Here is a 22,015-nt window from a genome sequence, read left to right as displayed (position 1 = left end):
CTTTGGCAGCGTGCTGAAAAAAGTATCCCGAGGTTGCTCGGGGGCCGAGAACTTCCATGGTTGAAGAACCCCCCGGAAGCCGCAGGTTTTGGCTCGTGACCGGACCGATTTCCTAGTTTCAACCCAAGGACGGGTAGCTCCACGATTTTTTCGGCTGTTAGCATAGTTCCGCTCTCAGACCCGGGAAATCGATCCTGCAATGACCTGCCATCCGTAGCGTTCTGACTGGAACTCCCCGGACAAGGGACGACTTCCGCTCCGAAGCAAACTTCAGCAATCCTCCTGGCGCGGTCGTCCGAAAAAACTGGGCTTCACCTGTGCTGGCACCCCTGCCAGGGGGAGGAGGCCAACGTAGCGTCCTGGCCGCAGTGTCATGTTGTGCTCCCACGTCTCGCTTGCCGCGCTGCGCGATTGCCGCGATAAGGCTGCGTCCCGAAGGATGGAGCGGGAAATCGAAAAGGACGCATGATGACTGAGACGCTGCAAGGCGCGGGTGAGGAAAACCGCCCGCTCAATCGTGAGGATTTCAAGGTTCTGGGCCTGTCGGCTCTGGGCGGGGCACTGGAATTCTACGACTTCATCATCTTTGTCTTTTTCGCGGCGGTCATCGGCCATCTGTTCTTTCCACCGGACATGCCGGACTGGCTGGTCATGATCCAGACCTTCGGCATCTTTGCCGCAGGTTACCTCGTGCGTCCGCTTGGCGGGATCGTCATGGCGCATTATGGCGACAAGGTGGGGCGCAAGCGCGTATTCGCCCTGTCCGTGTTCCTCATGTCGATCTCGACTCTCGGCATGGCGATGCTGCCGACCTATGCGACCATCGGCGTGCTGGCCCCGATCCTGCTGATCGTGCTCCGCATGTTGCAGGGCGCGGCCATCGGCGGCGAGGTTCCGGGCGCATGGACATTCGTGGCGGAACATGTGCCCGCCCGGCGCGTGGGCATGGCTTGCGGGTTCCTGTGTTCCGGCCTGACGATGGGCATCCTGCTGGGTTCGCTGATCGCCACGGCGATCAACTGGACCTTCACGGCGGAACAGGTTTCCGCCTGGGCGTGGCGCCTTCCGTTCTTTCTCGGCGGGGTCTTCGGGCTGCTTGCGGTCTATCTGCGCCGCTGGCTGTCGGAGACGCCGATCTTCCTCGCCATGAAGCAAGACAGCCGCCTGCAGGAGACGCTGCCGATCCGCACCGTCCTGCGCGACCATATGCCCGGCGTCATCATCTCCGGCCTGCTCACGTGGGTGCTGTCTGCCGGGATTGTCGTCACCACGCTGATGACGGCGACTTTTCTGCAGAAACTCTATGGCTATTCCGCGTTGGAGGCACTTTCTGCCACCAGCTTCGGCACACTGTTCCTGATCTTCGGAACGGTCAGCGCCGGGGCGATCGTGGACAGGGTGGGCAGCGGTCCGTTCTTCGCGGTAGCAGGGGTGGTGTTCGGAGTGGCGACCTTCACCTTCTACACCTTCGCGGGTGTGTCCCTGCCGGTTCTGTTCGGGCTTTACGCTGTGATGGGGCTGGCGGTCGGCATGGTGGGCGCCGTGCCCTATGTCATGGTGCGCGCCTTTCCCGCGCAGGTCCGGTTTTCCGGCCTCTCCTTCTCCTACAACGTGGCCTATGCGATCTTCGGCGGGTTGACGCCGGTGCTCGTTACCACGTTTCTCGCCGTCAGCCCGATGGCGCATGCGTGGTATCTGCTGTTCATCGCCGCTCTGACGACGGGCTTGGGCTTCTACCTGATGGCGAACAGCGCACGGGTGGAGGGGGAGATCGGCCTCAACGGAGCGGAAGCGGCGGCCCATTGAGGGCCGCCCTGCGCATCAAGCCTCGCGTGCGGTGATCGTGTAGGCGAAGGCCTTGGCGTCAAGCTCGTTCAGCGCGGCGCCGTCCACGGTCCCCTGCGGATACATGAGGAAGGGCAGAGTGCCCGGCCGGCCCGGCAGGTGCAGATCCTCCGCCCGGTTGTAGGCCACCCAGTTGCCCTCCCAGTTGCCGAGGAGAGCCGCGTCCACCTCTGTCACCAGCGGGTCGGACGGGTCACGGATCCAGCGGTCCGATTCGGCGCGCATCACCTTGAGCACATCGGCGGGGTCCATCGCGACCCAGCCGTAGCCATCGAGCCAGACCTCTGCCCGGCAGTGCTGGGCGCCGGTGATCGTCTCGCTGTTCGCGCCGAGCTGCTTGTAGCCAAAGGCGGAGGGGGCAACCCGGACCCCGTACATGTCGCGCGCGGGAACCCCCGACGCACGGGTGAGCGCCACGAACAACCCGTTCAGATCGGCGCATTTCCCGCCCAGCCCGGCGCTGGTCAGCGTCGCCACGGCATCCCCCGGACCGCAGCCCGGCGTGTCGAGATTGCGATAGCAGTTAGCAACGATATAGGCGTAGATCGCGCGCACCTTCTCCACATCCGTGGTGGCGCCCGCGGTGATCCGTGCCGCCGTCTCCGCGACCACACCGTCGAGCGGCTTCATCGCGGAGGGCCGCAGTGCCGCTGCCAGAACGGCAGGTTCTTCCCAGACATCAGAGGTTTTCGACCAGTCGGTGGTGCGGTTTCGCGTCTCGAACCGGTTGACCAGTTCAAGGTTTCCGGGAGCCTTGCCATCGAACTCCGCATGCAGGAAGCGCGCGCCCGTCGAGGGGTCTGTCACCAGTTCGGCTTGTGCCGCATTGCCTGTCCAGCCATCGCCGAGGCTTCGCTGGTAATCAGTGGAGAGCGAGGGCACTGGCAGCCATATCTCCGCCCGGCTGGCGGGAAGGGCAATCGTCGTGCGTGTCTCGTAAGCCCGCCATGGCGTGGGTGCGGGAGAAAAGCTGACCGGATCCGCCCAGGCGCGGGAGGCAAGGCCCCCGAACATCGGGGCGAATCCTGCAGCCAGCGCGATCTTCAGAACGGTCCTGCGGGGATGGGCGGTCATCGGCTTCTCCTGTCCGTGGGTATCTGGACAGACTGCGCCAAGACCAGACCGTGCTCAACGATTTTCGGAGAAGAACGGGTGAGAGGCTGGACAACGACCCAAGCGGGACTCGTTACGGCTGCTTCCTTCCGGACCTGACCGGGTTGGCGAGGCGCTCGCCCGCGCCAACCTCTCGCAGCCGGATTTACGGCGCGCGGGCGGAAATGGCAAGACTACTCTGCAGCCGTCAGCGGCTGAGTCGCGCCAAAATCATAGGCCTTACGGGCCGTGCATACCCGTTCGTAATTCGTTTCCGCCCAATTTCCGAGCGCTCCGAGCGGAACCTGAAGCTCCTCGCCCAGCTGCGTGAGCCGATATTCCACCCGCGGCGGCACGGTCGGATAAACGCGCCGGTGCACATAACCATCCCGCTCGAGACCCCGCAAGGTAACGGTCAACATCTTCTGGGAGATGCCGGTGATGGATCGTTTGATCTCGGAAAATCGGCGCGGCTCGGCGCTGAGATGCATGACGATCAAGACGCTCCACTTGTCCCCGACAAGCGAGATGATGTCATTCACTCTATTGCAGCGCTGATGGGTGGGTTCCATGGGTGTAACCTTCTGACTGCAAGGTGCCTTCTTGCGTTTTGCGAGACGGTTACTAATTTGCCCCCAGTCACTCAAAGAAACAAGAGGCTCCTCCCATGAAGACCGTGGCCGTTCTCGTCGGATCGCTCCGCAAGGATTCGATCAACCGCAAATTCGCCGAAGCGCTGGCAAAGCTGGCCGCTGGTAAGCTCGGCTTCAAATTCGTCGAGATCGGCGATCTGCCGCTCTACAATGAAGACCTGTGGGATGAGGTGCCGGATTCCGTCCTGCGGATGAAGGCCGAGGTCGAGGCCGCCGATGCCGTCCTCTTCGTTACGCCCGAATACAACCGCATGCTCTCCCCCGCGTTGAAGAACGCCGCCGACTGGGGCTCCCGCCCCTATGGGAAAAGCTCCTGGATGGGCAAACCCGCTGCCGTCGTCGGGACCACTCCCGGCACGACGGGCTCCGCCGCCGGACAACAGTCGATGAAAATGCTCGCGACGATTCTGGGCACCGTTCAACTCGGCCAGCCGGAGGTGTATTTCGTCTGGAAGCCGGAACTGTTCGATGCCACCGGCACGCTGGTCGAGCCGACGGCCAAGGCATTCCTCTCGGGCTGGGTCGACGCCTTCGCCGCTCTCATCGACGCGGTGGCCAAGGAACCGGTTCCCGCCTGATCTACCTCTCGAGATCGGCGATGAGGGATTTCATCTCGCCGATCTCCCGCTGCTGCGTCGTGATGATCCCGTCGGCCAGCGACCTCACCCGCGGGTCGGTGATGTGCGCCCGCGATGACGTCAGGATGGCGATGGAATGATGCGGGATCATCGCGCGCATCCAGGCCACATCCCCCACGGTCGCCTGTGACCGGAGCAGGGCGAGCGCCACCGCGAACACCACGGCGCTCCCAGCTAGAATGGCGTAATTTGCGGCGCGGTTGCGATACATGCCCCACATGAAAAGCAACATGACCACCGCCATCACCGCACCCATGTAGAGCGCGGCGAAGGCGCGAGTTTCGCTGAAATAGACGTGATCCCAACTCCAGGTGTTGAGATACATCAAGACGTACATCAGCACGGTGGAAACGGCGATCATGGTGAGGAAGCGGGCGTAGGACATCGTCTTCTCCTGACTGGATCAGGATCAATCGCTGCCGGTGAAATGGTTCCCTGCTGACGCACAAATTCTCAGGCCGTATTGCGTTCCGCCCAGCCGGCGAAAATCTTCTCCAGCGCCACCACGATATAGTAGAGCACGATCCCCAAAAAGGCGAGGGCGAGCAGGACGGCGAACATCAGCGGGTAATCCGCGTTGATCTTGCCTGAATCGAACAGCGCACCCAAGCCCCGGCCATGCGGTTCCACGATCTCCATCAGGTTGGTGCCGATGAAGGCCAGCGTCACCGCGACCTTCAGCGCGCCGAAGAACTCCGGCAGGGTTTTCGGCAGGGCGATCTTGCGGAAGATGGTGAACTTGGACGCCCCAAGGGATCGCAGGATGTCGCGATACTCTGGTTCCAGCGTGGACAGCCCGATCGCCACCGACACGGAAATCGGGAAGAAGGAGATCATGAAGGCCATGAGGACGGTGTTGAAATCATGCTGGCCGACGAAGATCAGCGCCACCACCGGCACCACCGTCGCCTTCGGTATGGCGTTGAAGCCCACAAGCAGCGGATAGAGCGCATCCCGCATGGTGCGAGAAAAGCCCATGACCATTCCCAGCAGCGTGCCGAAGATCACCGCCAGCACCAGGCCGACGACCGTGCGCCACAGCGTCTGCCAGCCTTGGGTAAAGAACAACTCCCGGTATTTCCAGAAGGCGGGCGGCAGATCGGAGGGGGAGGCCATCACGTAGTTCGGCCAGCCCTTCACCCAGACCAGAAATTCCCACCCCGCGAGCAGGAGCACGGTGGCGATCAGCGGAATGGCGATCTTGCGCAGCGTTTCCATCAGTGCGCCCCCGCCGGTTTGCGGCCTTGCGCGATTTCGATCTGATCGCGAAGGATGGAGAGGCGCTCCACAGAGGCGGGTTCATACAGCATGTCGAGCGTCCGCGGGCCGTCGTGGGCGACGGTCATGACATATTGGGTGGTGGCAGGGCGGCCCGAGAGCACGACGATCTCATCGGCAAGGAACACGCTCTCCCGCAGGTCGTGGGTGATGAGGAGAGAGGTGAATGGCTCCTCCGCGCGGAGCGCGTGCATCGTCTGCCACAGATCCTCCCGCGTGAAGGCGTCGAGCGCGCCGAAGGGTTCATCCATGATGAGCACGTCGGGCTTGTGGACGATCGCCCGGCAGAGGGAGGCGCGCTGCCGCATTCCGCCCGAGAGTTCGGAGGGACGCTTGTCCGCGAACTTGCCAAGGCCCACCAGCTCCAGCAGCTCCATCGCACGGGCTTCCCGGGCTTTGCGGGCCATGCCGGGGGAAACGATCTCCAGCGGCAGGATCACATTGTCCAAAATCGTGCGCCATTCCAGCATGACGGGGTTCTGGAACGCCATCCCCACCGTCTTGCGGGGGCCTTTCACCCGTTCCCCGTGCAGCCAGACCTCTCCCCTGTCAGGGATCATCAGTCCGGCGATCAGCCGGGTGAGCGTGGACTTGCCGCAGCCGGATGGGCCGACCACCGCGCAGAAATTGCCTTCCGGGATGGAGATGTTGAGGTCGTCCAGAACCGGCAGCGGGCCGGCCTTGGTCTTGTAGGCGTGCGTGACGCCCTTGATATCGACGAGGTTTGCCATGCCGGTTCCGTTTCGGGCGGGTGCAACCCCGCCCGGCCCTGTTTGAATGCGGTCAGTCTGCGAGCTTCAGGCTGCCGTCTGCGGGCAGGTAATCGGCGGTGAAATACAGATCCGGCGTGGGATCGTTCTGGAAGGTGTAGATTTCCTTGAGCTGGTCGATGGATGCCGCGAACCGTTCGGGATCGACATTGCCCATGCCGTGCTCCTTGACCCAGTCGGTCAGCACGTTCGTCTCGATGGACATCTTCAACCGCTCCGTCTCCAGCGCCAGATCGGAGGCGGGGGAGCGTTTTATCATGGATTCCACCGCCGCTTCCGGGTTGGCGATGGCATCATGCCAGCCCTTCGCCACCGCGCGGAGGAAGCCTGTCACCTGCTCCGGGTGCTCCTTGGCGTAGGCGGTGTTCACGATGATGGCGTTGCCGTAGTATTTCACCCCGTTGTCGGCCATCAGAAAGATGGAGATGTCATCCGCCGGGACGCCGAGCCGCGTGAGGTTGAGGAAGACGGAGAAGGAGAAGCCCATCACCGCATCCACCTTGCCCTCTGCCAGCATGGGTTCCCGCGTGGGGAAGCCGACGGGCTCCACGGTGATCTTGGAAATGTCGATGTCGTTGGCCTTCGCAAAGGCAGGGAATTGCGCCCATGCGCCGTCCGGGGGCGGAGCGCCGAGCTTCCTGCCCTCGATATCCTTGATCTCGTTGATGCCCTGTGACTTGCGGCCGACCATGGCAGCGGCGGGCTTGTCATAGACCATCATCACCGCCGTGACCGGCGCGCCCGGGTTCTGGTCGAGGAACTTTGCGATGGAATTCATGTCGGAAAAGCCGAACGGGAATGCGCCCGTCGCCACTTTCGGAATGGCATCGAGCGATCCCTGGCCTGCGGAGATCTCCACATTAAGGCCCTCGGCCTTGAAATGACCGTTGTCGATCGCGGCGAAATAGGGGGCCGAGGGGCCTTCGAACTTCCAGTCGAGGGCGAAGGGGACCGTGGTTTCCGCCGACGCGCCCGTGGCGATGAGGACGGTGGCGGTGATGGCTGTCAGGGCGCGGTGCAACACGAAGGGCCTCTTTGAAAACTGCGGCACCGACCGTGCCCGATATTCGCCCGGCAGGGGAGCATCTTAGGGAAACTGCCTGCGAACTGTGCAAATTCGTCGCAGGTCAGTGCGTGTTTTTTGAGCTCATCCGGTAATAACGCCCTGTGAACGGGCATTTTGCAAACTAGAGGAGGATACGAAAACGGGCGAAGCCATCCTCTCCCGGCCCTGCCGCTTCGATGCGCAGTCCGTTCAGATCGCCCAGATGATCCGCCGCCTTCGGCCCTGTCTCAAAGATGACGCTCGTGTCGGGCAGGGGCGCAAGACGCCAGTTATTGTCCGCAGACGGGTTGATCGTGCCTTGTTCGACGATATAGCGCACGATGACGTCCCGGTTGGTATCGGGCCCTTCAAAGACAATCGTCGTGCCGTCCGCGCCGGGAAAATCTCCACCGCCTTCCGCCCGGTAGTTGTTGGTCGCGATGATGAATTCCTGTTCCGGCTCCACCGGGCGGCCGTCGAAGGAAAGGTTGATGATACGGCTGGCCTCCGGCGCCTCCAGCTGCCCCTTGGCGGAATAGCGGGAGGGTTGGGAGAGGTCGATCTCATAGGTAACGCCGTCTATCACGTCGAAATTGTAGCTCGGAAACTCCGGGTTGAGGAGAGGCTGGTCGGTCTCCCCCGGCGTTATCCGGTTGAACATGCCCGCGGATCGTTCCAGCCAGCCCTGCAGTTCCGCCCCTGTCACCCGAACCGCGCGGACCGTATTGGGGTAAAGATAGAGGTCGGCCACGTTGCGGATGGCAATGTCGCCCGCGGGCACATCGGTATAGTAGTCTGGCCCGCCCCGACCTCCGGCCTTGAAGGGCGCGGCGGCGGAGAGGATCGGCAACCCCTCATGCGGGGAGCCGATCATCATCTCGGCGATATACCACTTCTGCGCATTTGAGACGATCTGGACAGAGGGGTCATCGGCCACGAGGGCGAAATAGCTGTGCAGCGGCGCGCTCGTCCGGCCCACGGGGCGGCGGACATAGGCCAGCGTTTCCTCATGCTCCCGCATGACGGAGGCCAGCACGTTGGGACGGCTGTCCACCAGCGCAGTTACGCTCCTGTCTTCGTTCCGGCGGGCGATGGGCCGGGCCTCGCTCGTCGCGGTGACGACACGCCACTGGCCGCCCTCGTGTTCGAGCAGAAGGTCGATCAACCCCATGTGTGAACCCCAGAAGCCCGCCATGACCGCAGGCTTGCCGTGGAGCGTTCCCGCGACCGGATCGACGGCGGCGGAGGCTTCAAAGGCGGGGGAGGGGAAGACGAGATGGCTGTGCCCCGTCAGCACCGCATCCACCCCCCGCAGGGCGGCGAGGGGGGTGGAGGCATTCTCCATTCCATCGGACCGCTCCGCCGTCCCGATGCCCGAATGGGATAGCGCGACGATGATATCGGCCCCCGCCTCTTTCATCTCCGGCAACCATGCTTCCGCTGCCTCGACGATGTCGCGCGTCTCGACCCGGCCCTCCAGGTGCTTGCGGTCCCATTTCAGGATCTGCGGCGGCACGAAACCGATCAGCCCGATGCGGATGGGGATGGTCTGCCCGGAGCCGTCCCTCACAATGCGGTCGAGAATGACATAGGGGGGGATCAGTGTCTGGTCTCCCCGCGGTCCCGCGCCCTGCCGTTTCGCAACATTGGCGGAGATCACCGGGAAGTCCGCCCCCGCAAGCGTCCGCTCCAGAAACTCCAGCCCATAGTTGAACTCGTGGTTTCCCAGGGTCCCCGCGTCGTAGCCGACAGCATTCATCGCCGCGATCACGGGGTGCACGTCGCCCTGCCGCATGCCCCGCTCATAGGCGATGTAGTCGCCCATCGGGTTGCCCTGAAGGAAGTCGCCGTTGTCCAGCAGGATCGTGTTCGTGGCCTCTGCCCGGACGGCCTCGATCAGCGCGGCGGTGCGCGCCAGCCCGACGGTGTCGGACGCCCGGTCTGCATAATAGTCATAGGGGTAGATGTGGACGTGAAGATCCGTCGTCTCGAGGATCCGCAGATGCGCCTGGTTGGTGGCGGCCTGAAGGGAGAAAGGGTGCAGAGCGATCAAACCGGTTCCTGCCGTTCCCGCCAGAAATCTCCGACGGGTCATCGTGAAATCTGTGCCCTGCCGCATGCCCACCTCCGCTTTAGACAGGGTGATCCTAGCATCATCAGTGGTAGGCCGCATACCGCGTTCCCGCCAACGGCGGAGGATCGCCACCGCAGGTATAACCGAGAAATTACAACTTGTAATTGTTTAATTTCCATGAATGCCGTGTTTTTGTGCAGCTTGCGGTGGCACCGGCGGCATGCGATCCAATGAGCGAAACTGGCAGTCGGCCGGATGTCTGACGGCGGCGGGAGGCAGAAATGCGGGATGCGGAAGATGTGACTTTTGGAAGCGCGGGGCTCGACAGGGCCTCCGGTCTCAGGGCGAAGCCGGACGCGCTGGCGGCGCTGCTGAAAAGGCCGGATGCGCGGGTTCTGCCACTGTGGCAAGGCCTCGTGCCGGTTGTGGAGGCAGGGCCGGCCGGAGAGATGGGGCTGGTCACCGTGTCGCCGGGCCATCCTGCACTGGCGGAAGCCGGGGGAGCACCGACGCTGCTCGGCCTTGACGACGGCGTGCCGTGGTTCGGGGCCGATATTTCCGCCTGGTCACCCGACATCGCCGATGCCGCCGCCAATGCCGCCTTTCTTGATCCACGGGAGCAGCGCCATCCCGCGCTTCCCGCCGACAGCCGTTTCGTCGAACTGCGCGCGGTGATGACCCGCCTCACCCGCCGGGAGGCGGAGATCGCAGCCACCGCCCGCGCGCTTTTCGGCTGGCACGCGACACATGGCTTCTGCCCGCGCTGCGGCCATGCCTCCGAACCCGCGATGGGGGGCTGGATCCGGCGTTGCCCGAACTGCCGGGCGGAGCAGTATCCGCGCACCGATCCCGTGGTCATCATGCTCATCACGCGGGGAGATCGTGTGCTGCTGGGGCGGAGCGCCGCCTGGCCGCAGGGGATGTATTCGCTGCTCGCGGGATTCATCGAACCCGGCGAGACGGTGGAGGCCGCGGTCCGCCGCGAGGTGCTGGAGGAGGCGGGCGTCCGCGTCGGCGCGGTGCAATATCTTGCGAGCCAGCCCTGGCCCTTCCCCGCTTCGCTGATGATCGGCTGCCGGGGAGAGGCTCTATCGGATGCCATAGAAATCGACCCGGCGGAAATAGAGGACGCGCGCTGGGTTTCACGGCAGGAGATGGTGGATGTGCTGTCCGGTGCCAATCCCGCAATTCGCCCCGCGCGGGAGGGAGCGATCGCGCATTTCCTCATCCATCGCTGGATGGAGGACCGGCTGGACTAGAGTCCATCGTCGCTGGGTAATCTGACCGGGCTGCCGCCGCGCGGCATGCCCTGTTCGGGGGTCGCTCTGGATCGGCTGGCGCCGCCACGATCCTCGAAGTGGGAAGAAGGAAAACAGCTCCGGCTGGCGGCTGCGGGGGAATACGGTTCCGTCGCGAGGTTCGAAGACGGGGATGGTCGTAACAGGCTGCTGAAAAAGTCGGGCACCTGCCCCGGACTTGCGTCGAAAGCAGAAAATCTGTCCCGTCATGGGCCAAACTGGCGGTTTCCGGGGCGCATCTCAACAGTGTGGGAAAGATCTGCGCCTCAGGGGAATCGTGGAGTGCTTTTCAGCGGCCTGCTAATTGGGGTGGTAGTAACTGCAGGGGTTGTTGCAAGGCTTGCCTCGGGTTTCCGCGGCGGGCGGCGGATTTCGCGTTTTCAGGCACCGCCTCCCGGCCTTCCGAATCTGGCTGCCTGTTGAGAAACTTTTGAAGCATCATGTCCATGGAAGGCGGACCGTGGATCACCTGACTGGGCAGATTGCTGGCTGGATGTCGAACGATTCCTGCTCCCCCGCCGAGCTGAAAGCCTCTCTCCGTATCGTGCCCGGGGAGCCGGTGTTTCACAAAAGGCAGCACACCGTTTCACCTAGCAGCATGTGCATCCTCGAGGGAATCCGACAATTGATACCGGTAGGGAGGCTCGGGCGGCGGCGCGCCCCGGGCCTCGCCAGAGGGCGCCTCTCCTCACAGCCTGTGTTCCACCGGAGACCAGCGGAACATGGCCTTGACGGGCTGCTGGAAAAAATCGCGCACTTACTTGTGTGCGTTGCCTGTCAGGATCCGCGTTGAAAGCCTGAAATCTATCCAGTCACATGCCCGAAACTGGGTTTTCCGGGGTGCTCTTCGGCAATGTGGGGAAAATCTTCGCCTCAGGGCGCCGCGGAATGCTCTGCCGAAAACGAGTTGGAAACCGCCGTTCTCCGGGGGTGGAAGCGGGCTGCCCGCCCCGGCTCGCAGGCCGATCCCCCGATCCCCCGATCCCGTGACCGGGGGACCGGCCTGGACGCACGCCTGCTGGCTCTCTACATGTTCCCGACCTCAATGATCGCGACGGCACCCGCCGATCTGTCGAGCACGAAGGGAATGCCGCGAGAGCCAAAAGACCCGTCAGCTCTCGTCACCGCCGACGCGAATCTGCCGGGTACACGCCGACAAGCGACATTTCCGTGGTGAAATAGCGAAGCTCGTCGAAGGCGAGCTGCACGTTCCGATCTTCGGGGTGTCCCTCCACGTCGGCGTAGAATTGCGTGGCAGTGAAGGAGCCGTTGACCATGTAGCTTTCCAGCTTCGTCATGTTGACGCCATTCGTCGCGAAGCCGCCCATCGCCTTGTAGAGCGCGGCGGGGATGTTGCGGACGCGGAACATGAAGGTCGTGATCATCCCGGCCGTTCCCCGGCGCGTCAGGTCCAGTTCGCGGGACATGACGAGGAAGCGCGTGGTGTTGTTCTGCTGGTCCTCGATTTCCCTGGCCAGCACGTCGAGCCCGTAGATCTCGCCTGCGAGTTCCGATGCGAGCGCCCCGATGGCGGGATTGCCCATTTCCGCGACCTTCATCGCAGAGCCCGCCGTATCGGCGCCGGTCAGCGACTGGATGCTGTGAGCGCGCAGGAAATCCCTGCACTGGCCCAGCAACACGGTATGGCTCATCGCTTGCCGGATATTCCCGATCTTTGTGCCGGGCACGCCAAGCAGGCTGATGTGAACGCGCACGAAGGCCTCGTCCACGATATGAAGCCCGCTCTGTGGCAACAGACTATGCATGTCCGCCACGCGTCCGTAGGTGGAATTTTCCACCGGGAGCATGGCCAGATCCGCTTCCCCCTGGCGGACCGCCTCCATCGCATCCTCGAAGGTCCGACATGGCATCGGCTCCATATCCGGCCGCGCCTGCCGACAGGCCTGGTGGGAGTAGGCTCCCGGCTCACCCTGAAAGGCGATCTTTCCCCGCATGGTTTCTCCCGGAATTCTGAGGCTTGCTCTGTGAGGTCTTCTGAGGGCTGGCGGGACACACCGCCCCGGCGCGTGGTAACTACACCTTGAAAACTTCGAACGGAAGCGGCTAAGACCGAACGAGACACCAGCCGGGGGGGCCAGATGTTCGACCAGATGACCGTGACCAAGACCGTTGCCGCGCTCTGCGGGGCCCTGCTCATCCTGCTGCTGTCGAACTGGGCCGCCAGCGCCCTGTTCTCCATGGGAGGCGGTCATGGTGATGAACACGCCGCCTATGTGATCGACACGGGTGCGGAGGAAGGTGCGGGCGCTGCCGCCGCCTCCGATGAGCCGCCGTTCGAGGAGGTCTTCGCCACCGCCGATGCTGCCGCGGGCGAGAGGGTGTTCGCAAAATGCCGCGCCTGCCACAAGATCGATGGTGCCAATGCCACCGGCCCGCATCTGGACGGCGTGGTCGGCCGCCCGGTCGGTTCCGTGGACGGCTTCGGCTATTCGGACGCGATGAAGACACATGGCGGCGAGTGGACGCCTGAAAAACTGAGCGAGTTCCTTGCCAATCCCAAGGGCGACGTGCCGGGCACCAAGATGTCCTTCGTCGGGTTGCCGCGCATCAAGGAGCGTGTCGACCTCATCGCCTATCTGGAATCGTTGCCGCACTGATCCCGCCTCCATGTGAAGGCACGAGACAGGCCGGCTTGCGCCGGCCTTTTCCATTTGTACTGGCGGTGCGTCACTGAGCCGTGATCCCGCCTTCGGGTGGGGTGGTGTTCCCGTCCACGCCCGTAGGTCAGACGTTGCCCCAGACATTTTCTTTGCAAGGCGCCGCCGTCGTGGCGGAAACCGGACCCACATCCGCCCCATGCGCCGCCGGCCCTCCATGGACACTTGCGGAAAAGGTGATGCGGCAGCACCCGTCAGAGCGGGAGAGCGGGAGAGCGGGAGAGCGGGAGAGCGGGAGAGCGGGAGAGCGGGAGAGCGGGAGAGCGGGAGAGCGGGAGAGCGGGAGAGCGGGAGAGCGGGAGAGCGGGAGAGCGGGAGAGCGGGAGAGCGGGAGAGCGGGAGAGCGGGAGAGCGGGAGAGCGGGAGAGCGGGAGAGCGGGAGAGCGGGAGAGCGGGAGAGCGGGAGAGCGGGAGAGCGGGAGAGCGGGAGAGCGGGAGAGCGGGAGAGCGGGAGAGCGGGAGAGCGGGAGAGCGGGAGAGCGGGAGAGCGGGAGAGCGGGAGAGCGGGAGAGCGGGAGAGCGGGAGAGCGGGAGAGCGGGAGAGCGGGAGAGCGGGAGAGCGGGAGAGCGGGAGAGCGGGAGAGCGGGAGAGCGGGAGAGCGGGAGAGCGGGAGAGCGGGAGAGCGGGAGAGTGGGAGAGCGGGAGAGCGGGAGAAAACGCACAGCATTGCGCCGGCTCCGGGTACTTTCTGCAGAGCCGTGCCACCGGGTCGGTGACCGAGCCATAGATGGCATTCGCCTGCCTCTGGCGCCGAAAGTCGATCCTGGCATTGCGGCTGTGGCATTGGTTGCGGAACATCGAAGGCGGCACTGGTGACGTCATCCAGACACCGCCGGCTCAGGGCTGCCGCTTTGGGATGTATGTGGTCGGTTTTCCGTCTATCCTGCCGGAAGGCGCAGTCTCTCACGCAATCGCAACTTGAAACTTTGCCGCTTGCGCCCTTAGCTGGCGCGGAACGATGCTGATCGGAGGACAGGATGCCGGCTGACCCGAGGACAACTATTATCGCCGGACGGAATTCGTCTGCGATTTCCTCCCGCGTCCTGCTCCTGACACTGCCGTTTCTGGCGCTCTCCCCTTCGATGACTGCGGCGCAAGAGCAGAAGGTCATCACCTCCTACGGGATCTCCACATTCGGCGATCTGAAATATCCCGCGGATTTCAAGCATTTCGACTTCGTGAACCCGGAGGCGCCCAAGGGAGGCACGATGACCTTCCGGGGTACGGGAGCGAGCCAGACCTTCGACAGCCTGAACGCCTTTGTGCTGAAGGGCAACCCGGCGCAGGGGCTGGGGCTGCTCTATGACAGCCTGCTTTCCGGCGCACCGGACGATCCCGATGCCGCCTATGGGCTGGTGGCCTCGGGCGTCGAGTACCCGGAGGACCGCTCCTGGGTGACCTTCACCATGCGGCCGGAGGCGACATTTTCCGACGGTCAGCCGATCACGGCGGAGGACGTGGTCTTTACCTGGAAGGTGCTGCTGGAGAAGGGCTCGCCTGCCTATCGCATCTCTCTCCGCGATATCGAGAATGTCGAGGCGCTGGACCCGCACCGGGTGAAATTCACCTTCAAGGAGGGCGCGGCTACGCGCGATCTGCCGATGCTGGCGGGCGGACTGTCGATCCTGCCGAAGCATTATTATGACACGGTGGATTTTGCTCAGTCCACGATGACCCCGCCCGTCGGGTCGGGGCAGTTCCTGGTCAAGGATGCGCAGCCCGGTCGATCCATCACCTATTGCCGGAACCCGGATTACTGGGCGAAGGATTTGCCGGTGAACGTCGGCATGGCGAATTTCGATTGCTACACCTATCAGTATTTCGCCGATAACAATGCCGCCTTCGAGGCATTCAAGGTCGGCCAGTACCTCTACCAGCAGGAGTTCTTCTCCCTCCTCTGGGCCACGGGCTACAATTTCCCCGCCGTCGAGCGCGGCTGGGTGAAGCGAGAGGAACTGGAGGATGCGACGCCCTCGGGCACGCAGGGCTTCTGGTTCAACCTTCGTCGCGAGAAGTTTCAGGATCCGCGTGTGCGCGAGGCCATCGGCCTGATGTTCAACTTCGAATGGACGAACGAGACGCTGTTCTACGGCCTCTACAAACGCACGGACAGTTTCTTCGAGAATTCTCCCATGCAGGCCGAGGGGCTGCCGGAGGGGGAGGAACTCGCCGTGCTGGAGGAGTTCCGCGACCAGCTTCCCCCGGAAATCTTCACTGCACCCGCCTTCGAGCCGCCGGTCTCCGGCAAGCAGCAGCTCGACCGTGGCAACATGCGCCGCGCCTCGCAGCTTCTGGACGAGGCGGGCTGGTCTGTCGGCGGTGACGGGATGCGTCAGAACGCCAAGGGAGAGCGGCTGACGCTGGAATTCATCGAGGACGGCACCTCCATGGACCGCGTGCTGAACCCCTATATCCAGAACCTGCGCCGCATCGGTGTGGATGCCCGCCTGACGCGGATCGACAGCGCCCAGATGCAGCAGCGGCAGAAGGATTTCGACTACGATATATTGAGCGGGCGGTTCGTCATGTCACTCAGCCCTTCCATCGAACTTCGCCAACTTTTCTCCGCCGAAGCCGCGACGACACCGGATTCGGCCAACCTCTCGGGGGTGGCCGACCCGGTGGTGGATGCGCTGATCGAAAAGGTCATCCAGTCGAAAACGCGCGAAGAACTGGACGCCCGTGCGAAGGCGCTGGATCGGGTGCTCCGCTCCAAGCAGATCTGGGTGCCGAACTGGTACTCCGGCAAATATCTGATCGCCTATTGGGATGTGTTCGGCAAGCCTCCGGAAAAGCCGCCCTATTCCCGCGGGGACGGCATGTGGTGGATGGACGAGGCAAAGCTCGGCCGGCTGAAGGCACAGGGCGCGCTCCGCTAAGATGGCTGCCTATATCCTTCGCCGCCTCCTGCTGATGATCCCGACGCTCATCGGGATCATGGTCATCAACTTCACTCTGGTGCAGTTCGTGCCGGGCGGCCCGATCGAGCAGATCATCGCGCAGGTCCGGGGCGGAGGGGATGTGTTCTCCTCCATCTCGGGCGGAGGCGGCGATGCCGGGGCCGGGCAGCTTTCGGCGGGCAACGCCGGGGGGGACGACCGCTATCTCGGTGCCCGCGGCCTGCCGCCCGACTTCATCGCCGATCTGGAGAAGCAGTTCGGCTTCGACAAGCCGCCGCTCCAGCGGTTCCTCGACATGATGTGGTCCTACCTGCGCTTCGATTTCGGCGAGAGCTACTTCCGCTCCATCTCCGTGGTCGATCTGGTGCTGGAGAAGATGCCGGTTTCGATCTCGCTTGGCCTGTGGTCCACGCTGATCGCGTATCTCATCTCCATCCCGCTTGGCATCCGCAAGGCGGTGAAGGATGGCTCCCCGTTCGACACATGGACATCCGGCCTCATCATCGTGGGTTATGCGATCCCCGGTTTCCTGTTTGCGGTGCTCCTGCTCGTGCTGTTCGCGGGCGGCTCCTACTGGCAGTGGTTTCCGCTCCGCGGGCTGACCTCGGACAACTGGGATCAGCTTTCGCTCGTCGGCAAGGTGCTGGACTATCTCTGGCACATCACGTTGCCGGTCATCGCCTCCACCATCTCCAGCTTCGCCACGCTGACATTGCTGACGAAGAACTCCTTTCTGGATGAGATCAAGAAGCAGTATGTCATGACGGCACGGGCCAAGGGCCTGCCGGAGCGGCGGGTGCTTTATGGCCATGTGTTCCGCAACGCGATGCTGATCGTGATCGCTGGCTTTCCGGCGCTGTTCGTATCGGTGTTCTTCGGCGGCAGCCTGATTATCGAGACGATCTTTTCGCTCGACGGGCTGGGACGGCTGGGGTTCGAGGCGGCAGTGTCGCGGGATTACCCCGTCATGTTCGCCACGCTCTATGTGTTCGGGCTGATCGGGTTGATCCTCGGGCTGCTGTCGGATCTGACCTATGTCTGGATCGACCCTCGCATCGACTTCGAATCACGTGAGACCTGAGTGATGGCAGTCTCAGAGCTAACCCGCCGCCGCTGGCGGACCTTCCGGGCCAACCGGCGTGCCTCCTGGGCGCTGGTGATCTTTTCGGTCCTTTTCCTCATCGCGCTCTGCGCGGAATTCGTTGCCAATGACAAGCCCCTGCTGGTGAGCTACCGGGGGGAGCTTTTCGTGCCGGTGATGCGCTTCTACCCGGAGACGACCTTCGGCGGCGACTTCGCCACCGAGGCCGTCTATCGCGACCCGGAGGTGCAGTGCCTGATCGCGACCGGCGGGGCGGAAGTCTGCTGGGATGACCCTGCCGCCGCGATGGCGGAGGCGCGTGCCACCGGCGCGGTGGACGGCACGCCCGTGCAGAAGGGCTGGATGATCTGGCCGGTCATTCCCTACAGCTACAACACCGTGAACGACATTCAGGGCACCGCACCTTCCGCACCGGATGGCCAGCACTGGCTGGGCACCGACGATACCGCGCGGGACGTGCTGGCCCGGGTGATCTACGGCATCCGCCTGTCGGTGATCTTTGCGCTGGTGGTGACTTTCGCCACGACGGTGATCGGCATCGCCTCCGGCGCCGTGCAGGGCTATTTCGGCGGCTGGATCGACCTGAGCTTTCAGCGGATCATCGAGATCTGGGGAGCGACGCCCAGCCTTTACATCATCATCATCGTGGGCGCGATCTGGCAGATGAATTTCTGGCTGCTCGTGATTCTGATGACCGCCTTCGGCTGGACGGCGCTGGTGGGGGTCGTCCGGGCGGAATTCCTGCGGGCGCGGAACTTCGAATATGTCCGCGCAGCCCGCGCGCTCGGCGTCTCCGACGGCAAGATCATGTTCCGCCACGTGCTCCCGAACGCCATGGTCGCGACCGTCACCATGTTGCCGTTCATCATCACGGGCACCATCGGGTCGCTGGCCGCGCTGGACTTCCTGGGCTTCGGGCTGCCCTCCTCCTATCCGTCGCTGGGAGAGTTGACCCAGCAGGCCAAGGACAACCTTCAGGCGCCGTGGCTTGCCTTCACCGCCTTCTTCACCTTCGCGATAATGCTGTCCCTGCTCATCTTCATCTTTGAAGGCGTGCGGGATGCCTTCGACCCCAGAAAGACCTTCCGGTGAGCGATCCCGTCCTTGATGTCCGCGATCTTCATGTCCGCTTCGTGCAGGACGGACGGGTGCATGAGGCCGTGCGCGGCGTCTCCTACACCGTGGGGCGGGGAGAGACGGTGGCGCTGGTAGGCGAATCCGGTTCGGGCAAGTCGGTCACCGCGCTTTCCACCGTCTCGCTCCTGCCCGACAGCGCGGAGGTGACGGGCAGCATCCGCTACAAGGGCGAGGAACTTCGCGGCGCGCCGGAGGCGAAGCTGCGGGATGTGCGGGGCAACGATATCAGCTTCATCTTTCAGGAGCCGATGACATCGCTGAACCCGCTGCACACCATCGAAAAGCAGATCACGGAAAGCCTGTCGCTCCACCAGAACCTCTCCGGCTCCGCCGCGCGGGCGCGTGTGCTCGAACTTCTGCGCAAGGTCGGACTCCGCGACCCGGAGAGCCGGCTGGATGCCTATCCCCACCAGCTTTCGGGCGGGCAGCGGCAGCGGGTGATGATCGCCATGGCGCTCGCCAACGGGCCGGAGCTGCTCATCGCGGACGAGCCCACGACCGCCCTCGACGTGACGATTCAGGCGCAGATCCTCGATCTTCTGTCGGAACTGAAGCGCGAGGAGGGGTTGAGCATGCTGTTCATCACCCATGACCTCGGCATCGTGCGGCGGATTGCTGACCGGGTCTGCGTGATGAAGGACGGCGAGATCGTGGAGACCGGCCCCACGGCAGTGGTCTTTGCCGATCCGCAGCATCCTTATACGCAGAAGCTCCTCGCCGCCGAGCCGAAGGGGCGCCCCGCCGCGGTGCCGGAGGGCGCAGAGGAGCTGCTGAGGACGGACGCGCTCCGCGTCTGGTTTCCGATACACCGGGGTTTTCTTCGCAAGATCACTGGCCATGTGAAGGCGGTCAACAGCGCCAGCCTCTCCGTCCGTGAGGGGGAAACGCTCGGGGTGGTGGGTGAATCCGGCTCCGGCAAGACGACGCTCGCCCTCGCCATCCTGCGGCTCATCTCCTCCGAAGGGCCGATCGTGTTTCTGGGGCGCAACATCCAGGGCTGGCGCTCGCGGCAGATGCGGGCGGTGCGCCGCGACATGCAGATCGTGTTTCAGGATCCCTACGGCAGTCTCTCCCCCCGCATGACGGTGGAGCAGATCATCGCCGAGGGCCTGGGCGTGCATGGCACCCTGTCCACGTCAGAGCGTCACGGCCGCGTTGCGGAGATCATGGAGGAGGTGGGGCTACCGCCCGAGTCCATGTATCGCTATCCGCACGAATTCTCCGGTGGCCAGCGGCAGCGGATCGCCATAGCACGCGCGATGATCCTGCGGCCCCGCCTCGTCGTGCTGGACGAGCCGACCTCCGCGCTCGACATGACGGTGCAGGTGCAGATCGTGGATCTGCTGCGCGGGCTGCAGCAGAAGCACCGCCTCGCCTATCTGTTCATCAGCCATGACCTGCGGGTGGTGCGGGCGCTGTCGCACAAGGTCATGGTGATGCGCGCGGGCGATGTGGTGGAGGAAGGTCCGGCGGCAGAGATTTTCGCCGCGCCGAAGACCGACTACACCCGCGCGCTCATGGCCGCCGCACTCAACATGTCGGCGGAGGACGCACCCCCCGTCGCCGATACACGCCAGCCGGAATCGCCCCCGGAACCACCAAAGCCCTTTCCACCTTCTCCCCTTTAGGCTAAGGGACCGGGTCCCTTGACAGACAGGAGGTCCGGATGGGCTACAGGGTCGTCGTCGCGGGCGCCACCGGTAACGTGGGCCGCGAAATGCTGAACATCCTCGCCGAGCGGGAATTCCCCATCGACGAGATTACCGCGCTTGCCTCGCGCAAGTCGCTGGGAACGGAGGTCAGCTTCGGGGACAAGACGCTCAAGACGAAGGATCTCGACACGTTCGACTTCGAAGGCTGGGACATCGCGCTCTTCGCCATCGGCTCGGATGCGACCAAGATCTACGCGCCGCGGGCTGCCGCGGCGGGTTGCGTCGTCATCGACAACTCCTCGCTCTACCGCTACGACCCGGAGGTTCCGCTGGTCGTGCCGGAAGTGAACCCGGAGGCGGTGGAGGACTACCGCAACAAGATGATCATCGCGAACCCCAACTGCTCCACCGCGCAGATGGTAGTGGCGCTCAAGCCGCTGCATGACCGCGCGCGGATCAAGCGGGTCGTGGTTTCCACCTACCAGTCGGTTTCCGGCGCGGGCAAGGCGGGCATCGACGAGCTCTGGGACCAGACCAAGGGCCTCTATGTCCCCGGTCAGGAAGTGGCGCCGTCGAAATTCACCAAGCAGATCGCCTTCAACGTGATCCCGCATATCGACGTCTTCATGGAAGACGGCACCACCAAGGAAGAGTGGAAGATGGTGGCGGAGACCAAGAAGATCCTTGATCCGAAGGTGCGGGTGACGGCGACCTGCGTCCGGGTTCCGGTCTTTGTCGGCCATTCCGAGTCCATCAACATCGAGTTCGAGGAATTCCTCGACGAGGACGAGGCGCGCGACATCCTCCGCGAGGCGCCGGGGATTCTCGTCGTCGACAAGCGGGAGCCGGGTGGCTACGTCACGCCGATCGAATCGGTCGGCGAATACGCGACCTACATCAGCCGAATCCGGCAGGATTCGACCATCGAGAACGGCATCAATCTCTGGTGCGTCTCTGACAACCTGCGCAAGGGCGCCGCGCTGAACGCCGTTCAGATCGCGGAAACGCTGGGCAACCGGGTTCTGAAGAAGGGGTGAGTCCCTTCCCACGCGGCTCCTCGCAGGGGCCGCGTTTTCTATCGGGGTGGTTACCAAATCTCAAGGAACTTCCCCTAGCCTGATCCCAGAACCCCAACCGGGCGGGATCCATGGCGCGCTTTCTTCTGTTCCTGCTGCTCCTTCTGTCGAACCCAGTCGCCGGGCTTCCCGTTGCCGATCCGGCGACGGTCTGTGAACAGGCGGCGCTGGTCGCGTCGCGTCAGAGCGGCGTTCCCGCTTCCGTCCTCCGCGCCATTTCCCTCACGGAGACCGGCAGGCGGCAGGGCGGGCGCTTCCAGTCATGGCCCTGGACCGTGAACATGGAGGGCGAGGGGCGCTGGTTCGACACGCCGGAGGCGGCGCTCGCCTATGTCCGGCAGGAGTTCGCCCGCGGCGCGCGGTCCTTCGATGTCGGGTGTTTCCAGATCAACTACCGCTGGCACGGCGATGCGTTCGACACGGTGGAGGAGATGTTCGATCCTCTCGGCAACGCGCTCTATGCCGCGCGCTTCCTGTCGGAGCTGCACGGGGAATTCGGGTCATGGAGCGCGGCGGCGGGTGCGTTCCATTCCCGAACGCCCGAATATGCCGCGCGCTACCGCGAACGGTTCGACACGATCCGCGCCGGTCTGGCGGCGGAGGACGGCATCCCCGACATACCGGATATCGTGCTCGCCCTGAACGGCGGGGAGCCTGTTCCCCGGCAGAACCTGTTCCCGCTGCTGCAGGGCGGCGAACGCGGGCGGCGTGGCTCATTGTTTCCCGGTTCCGCCCCCTCCTCCCGGCCGCTGATCGGCCCACCCTCGCAGGAGTAA

At 63.9% G+C, this 22,015-nt stretch carries 19 protein-coding genes and 1 other RNA gene; 10 read left to right on the top strand and 10 right to left on the bottom strand.

The genetic code is table 11. The annotated features are described in order from the left end of the window. Positions 1-468 precede the first annotated feature (468 nt). Positions 469-1,806, top strand: coding sequence for an MFS transporter (locus tag CG51_RS03775; protein ID WP_051930038.1), 1,338 nt, complete (start codon positions 469-471; stop codon positions 1,804-1,806). Positions 1,807-1,821: 15 nt separating this feature from the next. On the opposite strand, the gene CG51_RS03770 is transcribed toward CG51_RS03775, so the two are convergent. The 3 genes from CG51_RS03770 to CG51_RS03765 form a co-directional block, all read right to left on the bottom strand. Next, entirely contained in the window at positions 1,822-2,919 is a 1,098-nt protein-coding gene (locus tag CG51_RS03770; RefSeq protein ID WP_035741898.1) for a transglutaminase-like domain-containing protein, read from the bottom strand. Positions 2,920-2,996: 77 nt separating this feature from the next. Beyond that, positions 2,997-3,093: signal recognition particle sRNA small type (gene ffs, locus CG51_RS19400), an RNA gene on the bottom strand. Positions 3,094-3,131: 38 nt separating this feature from the next. After that, positions 3,132-3,509 carry a winged helix-turn-helix transcriptional regulator gene (locus CG51_RS03765; protein WP_035741896.1) on the bottom strand — a complete coding sequence of 126 codons (378 nt, stop codon included), beginning with the start codon at positions 3,507-3,509 and terminating at the stop codon, positions 3,132-3,134. A gap of 95 nt (positions 3,510-3,604) precedes the next feature. Between CG51_RS03765 and CG51_RS03760 the strand changes: the two genes are divergently transcribed. Further along, entirely contained in the window at positions 3,605-4,168 is a 564-nt protein-coding gene (locus tag CG51_RS03760; protein ID WP_035741895.1) for an NADPH-dependent FMN reductase, read from the top strand. A 1-nt stretch (position 4,169) separates the two neighbouring features. Here the strand turns inward: CG51_RS03760 and CG51_RS03755 are convergent, their stop codons facing one another. The 5 genes from CG51_RS03755 to CG51_RS03735 all read right to left on the bottom strand — a co-directional run bounded on the left by CG51_RS03755 (position 4,170) and on the right by CG51_RS03735 (position 9,440). Further along, entirely contained in the window at positions 4,170-4,613 is a 444-nt protein-coding gene (locus tag CG51_RS03755) for a DUF305 domain-containing protein (RefSeq protein WP_035741894.1), read from the bottom strand. A gap of 68 nt (positions 4,614-4,681) precedes the next feature. Next, positions 4,682-5,446: an ABC transporter permease gene (locus tag CG51_RS03750; RefSeq protein WP_035741893.1), complete on the bottom strand. Its 765-nt coding sequence runs from the start codon at positions 5,444-5,446 to the stop codon at positions 4,682-4,684. Continuing rightward, positions 5,446-6,237 (bottom strand): ABC transporter ATP-binding protein, encoded by a 792-nt coding sequence (locus CG51_RS03745; RefSeq protein ID WP_035741891.1) that lies wholly within the window; start codon positions 6,235-6,237, stop codon positions 5,446-5,448. The genes CG51_RS03750 and CG51_RS03745 overlap by 1 nt, the downstream gene beginning before the upstream one ends. 52 nt (positions 6,238-6,289) lie before the next feature. Beyond that, complete coding sequence (locus CG51_RS03740) at positions 6,290-7,297, bottom strand: ABC transporter substrate-binding protein (RefSeq protein WP_035742133.1); 1,008 nt, start codon at positions 7,295-7,297, stop codon at positions 6,290-6,292. A 166-nt stretch (positions 7,298-7,463) separates the two neighbouring features. Further along, entirely contained in the window at positions 7,464-9,440 is a 1,977-nt protein-coding gene (locus CG51_RS03735) for a bifunctional 2',3'-cyclic-nucleotide 2'-phosphodiesterase/3'-nucleotidase (RefSeq protein ID WP_035741890.1), read from the bottom strand. Between the two features lie 236 nt (positions 9,441-9,676). Between CG51_RS03735 and nudC the strand changes: the two genes are divergently transcribed. Beyond that, positions 9,677-10,654, top strand: a complete 978-nt coding sequence (gene nudC / locus CG51_RS03730; protein ID WP_035741887.1) for an NAD(+) diphosphatase — start codon at positions 9,677-9,679, stop codon at positions 10,652-10,654. 1,160 nt (positions 10,655-11,814) lie between these two features. Here the strand turns inward: nudC and CG51_RS03725 are convergent. After that, positions 11,815-12,648 carry a prephenate dehydratase gene (locus CG51_RS03725; RefSeq protein ID WP_035741885.1) on the bottom strand — a complete coding sequence of 278 codons (834 nt, stop codon included), beginning with the start codon at positions 12,646-12,648 and terminating at the stop codon, positions 11,815-11,817. Positions 12,649-12,792: 144 nt separating this feature from the next. On the opposite strand from CG51_RS03725, the gene CG51_RS03720 reads away from it, so the two are divergent. Next, positions 12,793-13,311 carry a c-type cytochrome gene (locus CG51_RS03720; protein ID WP_035741882.1) on the top strand — a complete coding sequence of 173 codons (519 nt, stop codon included), beginning with the start codon at positions 12,793-12,795 and terminating at the stop codon, positions 13,309-13,311. Positions 13,312-13,565: 254 nt separating this feature from the next. Here CG51_RS03720 and CG51_RS19915 read toward each other — a convergent pair whose 3' ends face one another. Then, complete coding sequence (locus CG51_RS19915) at positions 13,566-14,039, bottom strand: hypothetical protein (RefSeq protein WP_156961329.1); 474 nt, start codon at positions 14,037-14,039, stop codon at positions 13,566-13,568. Between the two features lie 310 nt (positions 14,040-14,349). On the opposite strand from CG51_RS19915, the gene CG51_RS03710 reads away from it, so the two are divergent. The 6 genes from CG51_RS03710 to CG51_RS03685 all read left to right on the top strand — a co-directional run bounded on the left by CG51_RS03710 (position 14,350) and on the right by CG51_RS03685 (position 22,015). Further along, positions 14,350-16,251: an extracellular solute-binding protein gene (locus CG51_RS03710; RefSeq protein WP_051930016.1), complete on the top strand. Its 1,902-nt coding sequence runs from the start codon at positions 14,350-14,352 to the stop codon at positions 16,249-16,251. Between the two features lies 1 nt (position 16,252). After that, the gene (locus tag CG51_RS03705; protein WP_035741881.1) at positions 16,253-17,353 is read left to right on the top strand and encodes a microcin C ABC transporter permease YejB; all 1,101 of its coding nucleotides are present in this window, start codon (positions 16,253-16,255) and stop codon (positions 17,351-17,353) included. A 3-nt stretch (positions 17,354-17,356) separates the two neighbouring features. Next, the gene (locus tag CG51_RS03700) at positions 17,357-18,466 is read left to right on the top strand and encodes an ABC transporter permease (protein ID WP_035741880.1); all 1,110 of its coding nucleotides are present in this window, start codon (positions 17,357-17,359) and stop codon (positions 18,464-18,466) included. After that, positions 18,463-20,139, top strand: a complete 1,677-nt coding sequence (locus CG51_RS03695) for an ABC transporter ATP-binding protein (protein ID WP_084695016.1) — start codon at positions 18,463-18,465, stop codon at positions 20,137-20,139. Before CG51_RS03700 ends, CG51_RS03695 begins: the two co-directional genes overlap by 4 nt. A 38-nt stretch (positions 20,140-20,177) precedes the next feature. Continuing rightward, the gene (locus CG51_RS03690; protein WP_035741878.1) at positions 20,178-21,200 is read left to right on the top strand and encodes an aspartate-semialdehyde dehydrogenase; all 1,023 of its coding nucleotides are present in this window, start codon (positions 20,178-20,180) and stop codon (positions 21,198-21,200) included. A gap of 110 nt (positions 21,201-21,310) precedes the next feature. Further along, complete coding sequence (locus CG51_RS03685) at positions 21,311-22,015, top strand: lysozyme family protein (protein ID WP_051930015.1); 705 nt, start codon at positions 21,311-21,313, stop codon at positions 22,013-22,015.

The organism is Haematobacter missouriensis (genome assembly GCF_000740775.1).
GTDB lineage: Bacteria > Pseudomonadota > Alphaproteobacteria > Rhodobacterales > Rhodobacteraceae > Haematobacter > Haematobacter missouriensis.
Note: the sequence above shows the minus strand (reverse complement) of the source record. Positions and strands in the feature narration are given on the sequence as shown.